Below are 12,870 nucleotides of genomic sequence, written 5' to 3' on the forward strand. Positions count from 1 at the left end.
GGAAGACAGCCGGCGCGGGAAGACGGTCAGCTCAGGAAGCGGGACAGCCCCTCGGGCGAGAGCAGGTGGCGCACGGCCAGGCGGCGGGCGCCTTCGATGCCGGCGCGGCGGCCGAGGAGGGTGGTCTCGATGGCGACGGTGCGGGTGGCCAGCGGAAGGGCGCGGCGGTAGACGGCGGCCCGGATGTCGGCGAGCAGGTCGTCGTGGAGGCTGGCGATGGAGCCGCCCAGGACGATCGTGTCGGGGTTGTAGAAGCTGACCAGCGAGGCCAGCACGTCGCCGATCCGCTGGGCCGCCAGCCGTACCTGACGGCGGGCCAGCGGATCGCCGGCCGCGACGAGCCGGACCACGTCGGCGACGTGCGCCACCGGCAGCCCGGCCTCGCGCAGCGTCGCGGCGATGGCGGCGCCGGAGGCGACGGCCTCCACGCAGCCGGTGTTGCCGCAGTGGCACAGCACGTCGTCATGCCCGGGCAGCCGTATGTGCCCGATGTCGCCGGCCGCGCCGCTGGCCCCGCGGTGCACCACTCCGCCGGAGACGATGCCGCAGCCGATCCCGGTGCCGACCTTGACGTAGAGCAGGTGGGCGGCCGAGGGCCGGTGTCCGTACTCGCCGAGCGCCATCATGTTGACGTCGTTGTCGACCAGTACGGGGGCGTCGTACCGGCCGGCGAAGAAGTCGGGCACCCGGTAGCCGTCCCAGCCGCGCATGATGGGCGGGCGGACGACCGTGCCCGTGCTGGCCTCGACCGGGCCGGGGACGCCGATGCCGATCGCGCGGACGTGGCCGGCGGGACGGCCGCTCGCGGCCAGCAGCCGGCCGAGCTGCTCGTGCAGGCGGGTCAGGACGGCCTCGGGGCCGTCGTCGATGTCGAGTTCCTGCGTGGCCTCGGCCAGCACCTCGCCGCCGAGTTCGGCGACGGCGACCGTGCTGTGGGTGGCGCCCAGGTCGACCGCGCACACCACGGCGCTGTCCGACGCGAGCCGCAGGGTCAGCGGCGGCCGGCCGCGCCCGGTGGCGGCCGTACCGGTCTCCACCAGCAGGCCCTTGCCGATCAGCAGGTCCACCCGCTGGGCGACGGCGGCCCTGGACAGGCCGGTGGCGGTGACGAGTTGGCTGCGCCGGGTGGCGCCGTCCGCGACCAGGCGGGCCAGTTCGCTGAGCGCGGTCAACTGCCGGTCGCCCCTGTCGGCCCTGTTGCCCCCCGCCCTGTCGGCACGCTCCGCGGGGTCCGCGCGGTCGGCCCGGGTGTCCGCGTACGGCCCGTCGGCCCAGCCCGGCCGGTCCCGCTGGTCCGTCACGCCCACCCGTCTCCGCCTCCCTGACGCGGCGCCGCCCGGCGCGTGTTCCGCGACCGGTCCGAGCCCCATATTTATGACAGAAGTTAGCGTAATTCCCGCCATTGTCAACCGAATCCCTGCTGGCTAGCGTTTCAGGCAGCAGAAATGGAGGGCGGTTGTGGACCGGACAGCAGGGCCGCCGCGCACCGGCATCGCCGGGGTCGGCATGATCGGGCGCGTCCACCTCGACGCGGTCCGCCGGACGGGCGCGCCCGTGGCGGGGATCAGCGCGTCGACTCCGGCGCGGGCGAGGCAAGCCGCGGCCACCCTCGGCGTGGCGCGGGCGTTCGCGTCCTCGGAGGAGCTGGTCACCAGCGACGAGGTGGACGTGGTGCACATCTGCACGCCCAACGACTCCCACGCGCGCCTGGCCGAACTCGCGCTGCGGGCGGGCAAGCACGTGGTGTGCGAGAAGCCGCTGACCACCTCGGCGGCGGACGCCGACGCGCTGGCCGCGCTGGCCGCGGCGAGCGGGCGGGTGGCCGCCGTGCCGTTCGTCTACCGCTACCACCCGATGGCGGCCGAGGCGCGGGCGCGGGTGGCCGACGGCAGGACCGGTGAGATCCGGCTGGTGCACGGCCACTACCTGCAGGACTGGCTCTCGCTGCCCGGCGACACCAACTGGCGGGTGGACCGGGCGGCCGGCGGCCCGTCGCGGGCGTTCGCCGACATCGGCTCGCACTGGTGCGACCTGGTGGAGTGGGTGACCGGCCACCGTATCGCCGAGGTCACCGCGCTCACCCGGGCCGTGCCCCGGGACGGCGGCACCCCCGGCACCGAGGACGTGGTGCAGCTCCTGCTGCGCACCGACCGCGGCGCCACCGGCTCGGTGACGGTGTCCCAGATCTCGCCCGGCCGCAAGAACCGGCTGTGGTTCGAGGTGGACGGCACGCGCGCCTCGCTGGCCTTCGACCAGGAGAACCCGGAGTCGCTGTTCGTGGGCGGCCGCGGCGAGAACGCGGCGGTGCTGCGCGACCCCGCGGTCCTGTCGCCCGACGCGGCCCGGCTGTCGGTGGTCCCGGGCGGCCATCCGATGGGCTACCTCGACTGCTTCGCCGCGTTCGTCCGGGACGTCCACGCCGCCATCGGCGGGGGGAGCCCGGTACGCCATCCCACTTTCGACGACGCCGCCCGCATGGTGCGCCTCACCGAGGCCGTCCTGGACTCGGCGGCCGACCGGACCTGGAAAGAGGTCTCCTGAGATGAAGCTGGGCTTCCTGACCGCCTGCCTTCCGCGGCTCACGCTGGACGAGATCGCCGCCTGGGCCGCCGGGCACGGCTACCAGGCGCTGGAGGTCGCGGCCTGGCCGTCCACCGGCTCCCGCGACTTCGAGGCGAGCCACCTGGACGTGGCGGGCTTCGACGCGCGCGCGGCCGAGGACGTGCGCGCCCTGTTCGACAAGCACGCGCTGACGCTGTCCTCGGTGGCGTACTACGAGAACAACCTGCACCCGGACGAGGCCCGCAGGGGCGAGATCGCCGCGCACGTGCGCGCCTGCGTCGACGTGGCGGCGCTGCTCGGCGTGGAGACGGTGGGCACCTTCATCGGCCGCCATCCCGGGCTGAGCGTCAAGGAGAACCTGGCGCTGGGCGAGCGGGTGCTGCCGCCGCTGGTGGAGTACGCCGGCGAGCTCGGGGTGAAGATCATCATCGAGAACTGCGTGATGGAGGGCTGGCACCCCGACGGCTACCCCGGCAACCTGGCCTACTCCCCCGAGCTGTGGGAGTGGATGTTCGACCTGGGCCTCTACCTCAACTACGACCCCTCGCACCTGATGTGGCTCGGCATCGACCCGGTCGCGGCCCTCAGGCCGTACGTCGACCGCATCCCGCACGCCCAGGCCAAGGACGCCCAGCTCGACCCGCGGGCCCGGGACCGCTACGGCTTCTTCGGCCGCGCGGTGGCCCGCGAGGACGGCTGGGACAGCGGCTGGTGGCGCTACCGCGTGCCGGGCCTGGGCGACGTGGACTGGCGCCGGATCGTCGACGCCCTGTACGAGGGCGGTTTCACCGGGGTGCTGTCCGTGGAGCACGAGGACCCGGTGTGGAGCGGCGACGTGCACCGGGTCACCCAGGGCCTGGAGATCGCCCACCGCACCCTGAGCCCACTGATCGTCGGCTGAGCACCGCCCCTGTCCGCCGCGGGCGCCACCGCCCCCGCCACCGTCCACCCGCGCCCGCGTCCCCTCCCGGGGCTCCCGGCTCCGGGCTCCGGGCTCCCACCGCCATGCCGTATCCAGGAGGCACCGCTTCGATGGCCACACCCCTCAGCATCCAGCTCTACACCCTGCGGGAACGGATAGCCGCCGATCGCGACGGCACCCTTGCCCGGCTCGCCCGGATCGGCTACCGGGCGGTCGAGCCGTACGACCCGACGACCGACCCGGCGGGCTTCCGCAAGGTCGCCGACGACCTGGGCATCACCGTCACCGGCACGCACGCCTACGCGCTGTTCGACAAGGACGCCGGCGAGGTCTTCGACGCGGTCGCCACCGTCGGCACCGACCTGGCGATCATCCCGGGCGGCATCGCCCACGAGGAGTTCACCACCCTCGACGGCCTGCGGCGCACCGCCGACCTGCTCAACGGGTTCGCCGAGAAGGCGGCCCCGCGCGGTGTCCGGATCGGCTACCACAACCACTGGTGGGAGATCGAGCCGCGGTTCGAGGGACGCACGGCGCTGGAGGTGCTGGCGGAGCTGCTCGCGCCCGAGGTGTTCCTGGAGGTCGACACCTACTGGGCGCACGTGGGCGGCGCCGATGTGCCGCGGCTGCTGCGCGCGTTGGGCGACCGGGTGCTGTCCCTGCACGTCAAGGACGGTCCCGGTGTCAAGGACGCGCCGCACACCGCGGTCGGCAAGGGCGTCCTCGACGTGCCGTCGATCCTGGCGGCCGCGCCGGAGGCGGTACGCATCGTGGAGCTGGACGACTGCGCCGGCGACGTCTTCGAGGCCGTCGCCGACAGCCACGCCTACCTGACCGCTCTGGAGGGCGCGCGATGACCGCGGGCACGGGTTCGGGACCTGTGGGGGTGGCGCTGGTCGGGGCCGGTGTGATCAGCACCGCGTACCTGACGGCGCTGAGCACCTTCCCCGACGTGAGAGTGCTGGCGGTGGCCGACCTCGACACCGAGCGGGCCCGCGCCCAGGCGGCGGCGTTCGGGATACCCGTGGCCGGCGACCTGGAGTCGGTGCTGGCGGTCCCCGAGGTGGAGATCGTGGTCAACCTGACCGTCCCCGCCGCGCACGCCGAGGTGGCCGTCGCCGCGCTGCGGGCCGGCAAGCACGTCTACGGCGAGAAGCCGCTGGCGCTGGCGCCCTCCGACGGGGCGAAGATCCTCGCCGAGGCGCTGTCGCGCGGGCTCAGGGTCGGCAGCGCGCCCGACACGTTCCTCGGCGCGGGCCTGCAGTCGGCGATACGCGCGGTGCGCGAGGGGGTCGTCGGCGAACCGGTGAGCGTGACCGCGGTGACCCAGGGGCCGGGCCCGGAGAGCTGGCACCCGAGTCCGGAGTTCCTCTTCCAGTACGGCGCCGGGCCGCTGTTCGACATCGGCCCGTACTACCTGACCGCGCTGACCGCGCTGTTCGGCCCGGCGACGCGGGTCGCCGCCACGGCCCGCCGGGCCCGGGAGCGGCGGGTGATCGGTTCCGGCCCCAGGGCGGGGACCGAGTTCGCGGTGGAGGTGCCCACGCACGTGCACGCCCTGCTGGACTTCGCGAGCGGCCCGAGCGCGTCGGCGACGTTCAGCTTCGACTCCTCGGTGCCGCGCCGGATGATCGAGATCACCGGCACGCTGGGGACGCTGTCGCTGCCCGATCCCAACACCTTCGACGGACCGCTGCGGGTCAGGGAGTTCACGGCCGAGGACTGGCGCGACCTGCCGGTGACCGGTACGACCGCCGGGCGCGGCATCGGCGTCCTCGACATGGCCAGGGCGATACGCGGCGGCGTCCCGCACCGCGCGTCGGGCGAGCTCGCCCAGCACGTCCTGGAGCTGATGTCGTCGGTGATCGTCTCCAGCGAACAGCACGGATTCGTCGGCCTCGATACGGGCGCCCCGGCGGTGGCGCCCCTCCCGGCGGACTGGGACCCGAGCGCGGCCACGCTGAGCTGACGCGGCGGGGTTCGCCGCGACGCCGGGGGGCGCGCGGGCCTGCGCCCGCCGGGAGCGCGCCCCGCGCGCGCTCCCGGCGATCGGCCGGCGCCGGCCGCGGCGTTTGCGGCGGCGGGCGGCTCGCTCGGCCCGGAGCCGCAAATGCCGCGCGCGGCCACCGGCGGTGGCCATGATGCCCCTTATGATCACCCTGACGTACTCCGCCGCGTTCATCACGTTCTTCTCCGTGATCGGCCCGCCGAAGGTGCTGCTCGCGTTCGCGGGGCTCGCCCGGCTCCATTCGCAGCGCGAGCTCTATGCCATCGCGCTGGTCTCGTCGGCGGGAGCCGTGCTCGTCGGGGTGGTGGCCGGGTTCGCGTCGCCGTGGCTGCTGAAGCTGTTCCACCTCTCGACGCCCGCGCTGGCGCTGGCCGGCGGGGTGATCTTCTTCCTGTACGCGGTGGGGCTGGTGCTCGGCGTCCGGATCGGCCCCGGGACGGAGGAGGAGGAGACCCCGGCTCTGAGCAGCGGGGTGCGCGAGCTGCTGATGCCGTACGTGGTGAGCCCGCTGGCCCTGACCGCGGTGCTGATCGAGGCGACCGAGCGGGACGCCTGGAGCTGGCGTTCCACCGTCGTGGGGGCGTACGTCACGGTCATCGCGGTCGATCTGGTCTGCGTGTTCGCGCTGGGCGCCCTCCTGCGGCGCACCCACCACACCGTCATCGAACTGCTGGCCCGCCTGATCGGCCTGCTGCTGGCGGCCGTCGGGGTCGATCTCGTCCTGGACGGCCTGTTCGACCTGGGCGTCAGGTCGCTGGGCGCCCGTTCCTAGGGCTTGCCGGCAGCCGCCGCGCGGCGCGCGCGGCCGTCATGACCGGGGGCCGCGCAGCACCGGCCACAGCACCTTGGGGTGGAACAGGTGGGCGGGCGGCCGGGTCAGTGACATCACGGCGACGAAGGCGGCGCAGACGGCGGGGTCCACGGCGGCCCGGGCCAGGACCCGGTCGAGGTACTTGTGCTGCAGGCGCACCACCGACCCGCCGGGGCCGCCGGTGGTGGCGGGGAAGCGCACGTCCTCGCTGCCGGCCATGAGCCAGGCATTTGCGGCCGCCGCGGCGATGCCCCGGCGGGCCCGCCGGGCGCCGGCCGGGCCGGTGCCGTGCCGGCGTACCGCGCGGCGCAGCGCCAGGGCGCCGGCCGCCACGGTGGAGATGCCCTGCCCGTACACCGGGTTGAAGGTGCAGGCGGCGTCGCCGATCGCCACCAGCCCCGGCGGGCAGCGGCGTTCGTAGTGGCGCCGTACGCACGGCCCGGGCCGGAACCCGCGCACCTCGCCCGCGGGTTCCGCCGACGCCACCAGCTCCCGCAGGGTGGGGTCGCGCAGCTTGGCGAGCTGGGCGGCGAACCCCTCTTCCCCGGGCGCGGGTTCGGCGCCGCGCAGGCCGCCGACGGTGACCATCCAGCGGTCGCCCTCGACCGGCAGCAGGACGCCGAACGTGGGGTCGTGCGGCGCGCTGGTCTGCACGTAGACGGCCGGCAGGATCCGGCCGGGCCCGGGGGCGCCGGCCGGGGCAGGCCGCCCGGGCGCTTCGGGCGGCCTGCGGTAGAGCCTGCTGGCGTAGGCGACGCCGGCGTCCACCCGCTCCTCGGGGGGCGGTTCGCAGCCGATCCCGGACAGCCAGTCCGGGACTCGGGAGGTGCGTCCGGAGGCGTCCACGACCAGGTCGGCGGCGATGTCGGTCCCGGAGGCGGCGTCGTCCCCGGCGCGCAGCCGTACGCCGGTCACCCCGGCCGGACCGCCGAGCAGGCCCTCGACCGTCGCGCCCTCGCGGATCTCGATGGACGGCTCGGCGCGGACGCGGTCGAGCACGGCGTGGTCCAGGACGGGGCGGGTGCAGGCGAGGAAGGCCATGCCGGAGTCGAAGGCGGGCATCCAGCCGACGGGGCTGAGCCAGGTCAGCTCGCCGGGCATGCCCACCGGCCGGGCGCCGCGGGCGGTGAGTTCCGCGCCGATCCCCGGCATCAGCTCCTCCAGCGCCCGGCGGCCGCCCTCGTGCACCAGGTGGGCGTGCCGGCCCTGCGGTGTGCCCGGCCGGAAGTCGGGGCGCGCCGGGTACCGGTCGCGTTCCACCACCACGATCCGCTCCGCGCTCCCGCGCAGCGCCCAGGCGGCCAGCAGCCCGGCCAGCCCGCCGCCGATCACCACGGCCACACCCTGTCCGTCCGCGCTCACGCTCCGCGAAGTCGCCATGGCCGAAGCGTAGGACGTCCGCGGTCGTCGGCACAGACCGCCTCGGGCGCCGTCCCGGGGCGCCCGGGGGACGCGCCGGGCGCCCGGTACCCGCCGCGCACCCGGGCGTACGCCGGTCGACTCCTCGGCGCGACCGGTGAGTCGGCCTACCGGCGTCCACCTCGTCGTGCGTGTCGTACGCCCGATCATGCGACTGGCGGGGCGTCAGCCTCGTTCACTCACAGGCAATCACGAGCGACCAGGTTCATGGTTGACGTCCGCGCGAGCATGCCGGTTCTCGTGAGGGAGGGTTACGGCCCGCTCCTGGCCACGCGAGACGTCCGACGGCGCGGGTCCGGGACGGGGCGGGGGCGCCTGCGCCGCCGGGACGGGTGGGATTGGCTAGTGTGCCGCGTGTGCACCCGTGGGGCGCGCCGGAAGGAGACCTCGTGCCGATCGCCGACCCGATGCCCGTGCTGACCGACGCCGAACTGGCCACGCGCCTGGAACGACTCACCGAGAGCGGGGTGCGGCTGCTGGCCGGCTCCGTGGTGGACATGGCCGGCGTGGCCCGGGCCAAGACGGTCCCGCTGCGCCGGGCCGGGGTCTTCCACACCGCGGGCATGGGCGCCTCGCCGACCTGGAACGTCTTCTGCGCCGACAACGCGATCGCCTTCACCGACCGACTCGGCGTCGTCGGCGACCTGCGGCTGCGGGCCGACCTGGCGGCGGCGCGGGTGATCGGCGAGGGCTGGGCGTGGGCCCCGGCCGAGTTCTTCGACCAGTACGGCGAGCCGTCGCCCAACTGCGCCCGCGGGAGGCTGCGGAGCCTCCAGGCGGGGGCCGAGGCGTCGGGACTGACCGTGCGGGCCGGCCACGAGCTGGAGTTCGTCCTCACCGACGGCGAGGATCCCGCCCTGTCCGACCGGCACTGGCAGGCGTACGGCCTGGGCTCGGTGCTGCGGGAGGGCGGCTTCCTCGTGGACCTGTCCCGCGCCCTGGAGGAGGCGGGGCTCGGCGTCGAGCAGCTGCACGCGGAGTACGGCACCGGGCAGTTCGAGCTGTCCCTGGCCCCCCGCGACCCGCTGCGGGCGGCCGACGAGGTCGTGCTGGCCCGGCTGCTGACCGGGCGGGTGGCCCGCGACCACGGGCTGCTCGCCTCGTTCTCCCCGCTGCCCTTCCACGACGGCCCCGGCAACGGCGCCCACCTGCACCTGTCGCTGGAGCGCGGCGGCCGGCCGCTGCTGTCGGGCGGGGACGGGCCGCACGGGCTGACCGCCGAGGGGCGGGCGGCGATCGCCGGGATCGTGGAGGGGCTGCCGGAGGTCACCGGCGTGCTGAGCGGTTCGCTGCTGTCGGCCGGGCGGCTGGCCCCAGGCCGCTGGTCCGGCGCCTTCGCCTGCTGGGGCCTGGAGAACCGCGAGGCGGCCGTGCGGCTGGTCGCGGCCACGCCCGGCAGCCCGCACGGCGCCAGCGTGGAGGTCAAGAGCGGCGACCCGTCGGCGAACCCGTACCTGGCCTCGGCCGTGGTGCTCGGGCTCGCCCTGGACGGCATCGCGCGCGATGCCGTCCTGCCCCCGGAGACCACGGTCGACCCGGCGGACGACCCCGCGGCGCGGCGGCTGCCCGCCGGGCAGACCGAGGCCCTGGACGCGCTGGAGGCCTCCGCGACCGCCCGGGCCCTGCTCGGCGAGGACATCGTGGCCGCGCTGCTGGCCGTCCGCCGCCACGAGGCGGAGGCATACGGCGACCTGGGCCCGGCGGTCCTGGCCGAACGCTTCCGGTTCGCGTGGTCGTCGTAGGCCCGCCGGGCACGGGCGCGGGGCCCCGGTGGTGCGGCGTGCCCCTGGAGGAGTTCACCGCCGGCCTGGCGCTGGTCGACCACCACGTGCACGGCGCCTTCGCCGAGACGTTGACCCGGCAGGAGTTCGAGGAGGCGCTCAACGAGGGCTCGCCCGGGCCCGTCCCACCCGGCACCACCCAGCTCGACTCCCAGGTGGGATTCGCGGTGCGCGCCAGGTGCGCGCCGCTGCTGGACCTGCCGGCCCACGCGAGCGCCGACGCGTACTGGGCCCGGCGGGCCGAGCTGGGCGACCTCGCGGTGGCCGCGCGGCTGCTGCCCGCGGCAGGGGTCGACCACTGGCTGGTGGACACCGAGCACCAGGGCGAACGGCTGCTGTCCCCCGCCGAGCTGGCACGGACGGGCGGCGGCGCGGCCCACCGGATCGTGCGGCTGGAGGCGCTCGCCGAGACGCTGGCGGCTGCGGGCACGAGCGCCGCCTCGTACGCGGACGACTACCGGGACCTGCTGCGCGCGGCCTGCCGCGACGCGGTGGGCGTGAAGACGATCGCCGCCTACCGCACCGGTCTCGACCTGGACTGGAGCCGGCCGCGGGACGCCGACGTACGGGAAGCGGCGCGGCGCTGGCTGGCGGCGGCCGGGCCCGCGCCGAGACTGGCCGACCCGGTGCTGGTGCGGTTCGGGGTGCACTGCGCGGTCGGGCTCGGGCTGCCGCTGCAGATCCACACGGGCCTCGGCGACCGGGACCTGGACCTGCGCCGGGCCGACCCGCTGCTGCTGCTCGGCCTGCTGCGCCGGCCCGACGTCATGGCGGTACCGGTGATGCTGCTGCACTGCTACCCGTACCACCGCGGGGCGGGCTGGCTGGCCCAGGCCTTCGAGAACGTGTACTGCGACGTCGGCCTGGCGGTGAATCAGGTCGGCGCCCGCGCCCCGGCCGTCGTCGCCGAGTCGCTGGAGCTCGCCCCGTTCGCGAAGCTGCTCTACTCCTCGGACGCCTTCGGTCCGCCCGAACTGCACTTCCTCGGCGCGGCCCTGTGGCGGCGGGCCGCCGCGGCGGCCGCCCGTGCCTGGGTGGCGGCCGGCGACTGGTCGGAGCCGGACGCGCGGCGGGTGATCGCCATGGTCGGCCGGGAGAACGCGCTGCGCGCCTACCGGCTGTGAGCGGTCGCCGGCCGCCGAACGGCCGGCGACGGGGCGGCGCCCGGGATCGGGCTGCCCTCGGCACGGCTCGGGCCGCCGTATGCACCGGCTCGGGCTGCCGCCCGCACCTGCCTCAGGCTGCCGCGTACACCTGGCTGGCGAACTCGGCGACCTGCTGGTCGGTCAGGCTCCTGGCGAGGTCCGCCTCGGTGATCATGCCGCACAGCCGGTGGCCGTTGTCGACGTCGATCACCGGCAGCCGCTTGACGCGGTGGCGCTCCATCGTCTCCAGGGCCCGCGTCGCGTCCGCCTTGGCGTCGATCCAGTACAGCTCCCCGGCGAACCGGCCCGCCGTGATCCGCGAGGGGTCCTCGCCCGCCGCGACGCACTTCACCACGATGTCCCGGTCGGTGATCATGCCCTTCAGCCGCTCGTCGTCACCGCAGATGGGCAGCGCGCCGACCGCCATGTCGCGCATCATCCTCGACGCGTCCAGGATCGACTGGTGCTCGCCCACGCACTGCACGCCGCCCTCGGACATCAGGTCGCGCGCGGTCATCCTGCTCTGCGTGGCCATGATCGCTCCTTTCTCCCGTGACGGCCCCCGTCCGCCGCCGGGTGCCCCGCGTCCGCGAGGAAGCGGGGAAGCTCGGGGGTTTTGTCTCCATATGGGCGCCTTGCCGGGCACCCGGGCACGAAACCCCGGCGATCAGGTCCGGACCAATGTGACCGGAAAGCGCTCTCAAAGCCTTGACGATTGGCATGGACACATCTTCAATCTGGTCACGCCCCCTGCCCCGCCCGCGAGGGATCACCGCGCGGGCCGTCCCCCACCTGTCATTGGAGCCGCACATGAGACGTATCGGATCGGCCGCGGCGCTCGCCGCCCTGTGGGTGCTGGCGCTGTTCGCCGGCGGGGCCCCGGCGGCGCACGCGGTGACCGTGCCCGCCCCGCCCTCGGGGTGGTCCACGGTGTTCAGCGACGACTTCTCCGGGGCGGCGGGCAGCGCGCCCGACGGATCGAAGTGGACGTACGACACCGGGCCCGGCTCGAACTTCGGCACCGGCGAGATCGAGACGATGACCAACTCGACCGCCAACGTGCACCTCGACGGCAGCGGCCACCTGGACATCACCGCCCTGGGCAGCGGCGGCAACTGGACCTCGGGCCGGATCCGCACCCCGAACGCGGTGGTCGGCGCCCCGGCCGGCGGCAAGCTGGAGGTCACCGCGTCCATCCAGCAGCCGGATCCCGGCAACGGCCTGGGCTACTGGCCAGCGTTCTGGATGCTCGGCCAGGGGCAGTGGCCGGAGAACGGCGAGATCGACATCATGGAGGACGTCAACGCGCTGTCGCAGGTGGCCGGAACGATCCACTGCGGCACCTACCCCGGCGGGGTGTGCAACGAGGGCAACGGCATCGGCAGCGGCCTGCGGGCCTGCTCCGGGTGCCAGAGCGGGTACCACACGTACTCGATGGTCCTCGACCGCACCGACACCTCCAACGAGTCGATCACCTTCTACCTCGACGGCAACGCGTACTTCAGCGTCGGCGAGGGCCAGGTCGGCGCCGCGACCTGGCAGCAGGCGTTCGACCACAACCTGATGATCATCTTCGACCTCGCCATGGGCGGCGGCTTCCCCAACGGCGTGTGCGGCTGCACCTCGCCCGGCTCCGGGACCACCTCCGGCGGCACGATGAGCGTCGGCTACGTGGCCGCCTACACCACCACGGGCGGCGGCGGGAACCCGCCGCCGAGCGGGACCGGCCCGATCACCGGCTACGCGGGCCTGTGCCTGGACGACCGGTCGGCGAGCACGGCGAACTACAACCCCGTGCAGGTCTACACGTGCAACGGCACGGCCGCGCAGGAGTGGACCGTGGTCGAGGCGGGCAGCACCCTGCACGTCCTGGGCAAGTGCCTGGACGTGTACGCGGGCGGCACCGCCGACGGCACCAAGGTGGACCTGTACGACTGCAACAACACCGCCGCGCAGGTCTGGATCCCACGGTCCGACGGCAGTTTGTACAACCCGCAGTCCGGCAAGTGCCTGGACGACACGGACTGGTCCACCACCGCGGGCACCCAGGTCCAGATCTGGGACTGCGGGGGCACCGCCAACCAGAAGTGGGTCCTGCCCTCCTGACGGCCGCCGGCCGCGACCGCGTGGCGACCGCCCCGGGCCACGACCGGCCCTGACCACGACTGCCCCGCGCCGCGCGGCCCGGTACCGGCCGCGCGGCGAACCGTGCGGCGCCCCGC

General features: G+C 74.9%; 11 protein-coding genes. 8 read left to right on the top strand and 3 right to left on the bottom strand.

Annotated features, from left to right (window positions below):
• Window positions 1-26: 26 nt before the first annotated feature.
• Window positions 27-1,301 carry an ROK family protein gene (locus K7G61_RS24820; RefSeq protein WP_308190692.1) on the bottom strand — a complete coding sequence of 425 codons (1,275 nt, stop codon included), beginning with the start codon at window positions 1,299-1,301 and terminating at the stop codon, window positions 27-29.
• Window positions 1,302-1,458: 157 nt separating this feature from the next.
• On the opposite strand from K7G61_RS24820, the gene K7G61_RS37040 reads away from it, so the two are divergent.
• The 5 genes from K7G61_RS37040 (at window position 1,459) to K7G61_RS24845 (ending at window position 6,264) form a co-directional block, all read left to right on the top strand.
• Complete coding sequence (locus K7G61_RS37040; protein ID WP_225849184.1) at window positions 1,459-2,541, top strand: Gfo/Idh/MocA family protein; 1,083 nt, start codon at window positions 1,459-1,461, stop codon at window positions 2,539-2,541.
• Window position 2,542: 1 nt separating this feature from the next.
• Complete coding sequence (locus K7G61_RS24830) at window positions 2,543-3,463, top strand: sugar phosphate isomerase/epimerase (protein WP_225849185.1); 921 nt, start codon at window positions 2,543-2,545, stop codon at window positions 3,461-3,463.
• Window positions 3,464-3,594: 131 nt separating this feature from the next.
• Window positions 3,595-4,341, top strand: a complete 747-nt coding sequence (locus K7G61_RS24835; protein ID WP_225849186.1) for a sugar phosphate isomerase/epimerase — start codon at window positions 3,595-3,597, stop codon at window positions 4,339-4,341.
• Complete coding sequence (locus tag K7G61_RS24840; protein WP_225849187.1) at window positions 4,338-5,453, top strand: Gfo/Idh/MocA family protein; 1,116 nt, start codon at window positions 4,338-4,340, stop codon at window positions 5,451-5,453. The genes K7G61_RS24835 and K7G61_RS24840 overlap by 4 nt, the downstream gene beginning before the upstream one ends.
• A 181-nt stretch (window positions 5,454-5,634) precedes the next feature.
• Entirely contained in the window at window positions 5,635-6,264 is a 630-nt protein-coding gene (locus K7G61_RS24845) for a MarC family protein (RefSeq protein WP_225849188.1), read from the top strand.
• A gap of 36 nt (window positions 6,265-6,300) precedes the next feature.
• Here K7G61_RS24845 and K7G61_RS24850 read toward each other — a convergent pair whose 3' ends face one another.
• Window positions 6,301-7,683 (bottom strand): NAD(P)/FAD-dependent oxidoreductase, encoded by a 1,383-nt coding sequence (locus K7G61_RS24850; RefSeq protein ID WP_225849189.1) that lies wholly within the window; start codon window positions 7,681-7,683, stop codon window positions 6,301-6,303.
• A gap of 428 nt (window positions 7,684-8,111) precedes the next feature.
• Between K7G61_RS24850 and K7G61_RS24855 the strand changes: the two genes are divergently transcribed.
• Window positions 8,112-9,464, top strand: a complete 1,353-nt coding sequence (locus K7G61_RS24855) for a glutamine synthetase family protein (protein WP_225849190.1) — start codon at window positions 8,112-8,114, stop codon at window positions 9,462-9,464.
• A gap of 38 nt (window positions 9,465-9,502) precedes the next feature.
• On the top strand, window positions 9,503-10,627 hold the full coding sequence (locus tag K7G61_RS24860) for an amidohydrolase family protein (RefSeq protein WP_225849191.1): 1,125 nt from the start codon (window positions 9,503-9,505) through the stop codon (window positions 10,625-10,627).
• A gap of 112 nt (window positions 10,628-10,739) precedes the next feature.
• Here K7G61_RS24860 and K7G61_RS24865 read toward each other — a convergent pair whose 3' ends face one another.
• On the bottom strand, window positions 10,740-11,183 hold the full coding sequence (locus tag K7G61_RS24865) for a CBS domain-containing protein (RefSeq protein WP_225849192.1): 444 nt from the start codon (window positions 11,181-11,183) through the stop codon (window positions 10,740-10,742).
• Between the two features lie 275 nt (window positions 11,184-11,458).
• On the opposite strand from K7G61_RS24865, the gene K7G61_RS24870 reads away from it, so the two are divergent.
• On the top strand, window positions 11,459-12,754 hold the full coding sequence (locus K7G61_RS24870; RefSeq protein ID WP_225849193.1) for a ricin-type beta-trefoil lectin domain protein: 1,296 nt from the start codon (window positions 11,459-11,461) through the stop codon (window positions 12,752-12,754).
• Window positions 12,755-12,870 lie beyond the last annotated feature (116 nt).

This window comes from Streptomyces sp. HPF1205 (genome assembly GCF_020400825.1).
In the GTDB taxonomy this organism is placed as follows: domain Bacteria; phylum Actinomycetota; class Actinomycetes; order Streptomycetales; family Streptomycetaceae; genus Actinacidiphila.

Bases quoted from the DNA above. Each gene is read 5' to 3' on its own strand.
- K7G61_RS24840 (WP_225849187.1), top strand. From the start codon at position 4,338: ATGACCGCGGGCACGGGTTCGGGACCTGTGGGGGTGGCGCTGGTCGGG.
- K7G61_RS24835 (WP_225849186.1), top strand. From the start codon at position 3,595: ATGGCCACACCCCTCAGCATCCAGCTCTACACCCTGCGGGAACGGATA.
- K7G61_RS24830 (WP_225849185.1), top strand. From the start codon at position 2,543: ATGAAGCTGGGCTTCCTGACCGCCTGCCTTCCGCGGCTCACGCTGGAC.
- K7G61_RS24850 (WP_225849189.1), bottom strand. From the start codon at position 7,683: ATGGCGACTTCGCGGAGCGTGAGCGCGGACGGACAGGGTGTGGCCGTG.
- K7G61_RS24845 (WP_225849188.1), top strand. From the start codon at position 5,635: ATGATCACCCTGACGTACTCCGCCGCGTTCATCACGTTCTTCTCCGTG.
- K7G61_RS24865 (WP_225849192.1), bottom strand. From the start codon at position 11,183: ATGGCCACGCAGAGCAGGATGACCGCGCGCGACCTGATGTCCGAGGGC.
- K7G61_RS24870 (WP_225849193.1), top strand. From the start codon at position 11,459: ATGAGACGTATCGGATCGGCCGCGGCGCTCGCCGCCCTGTGGGTGCTG.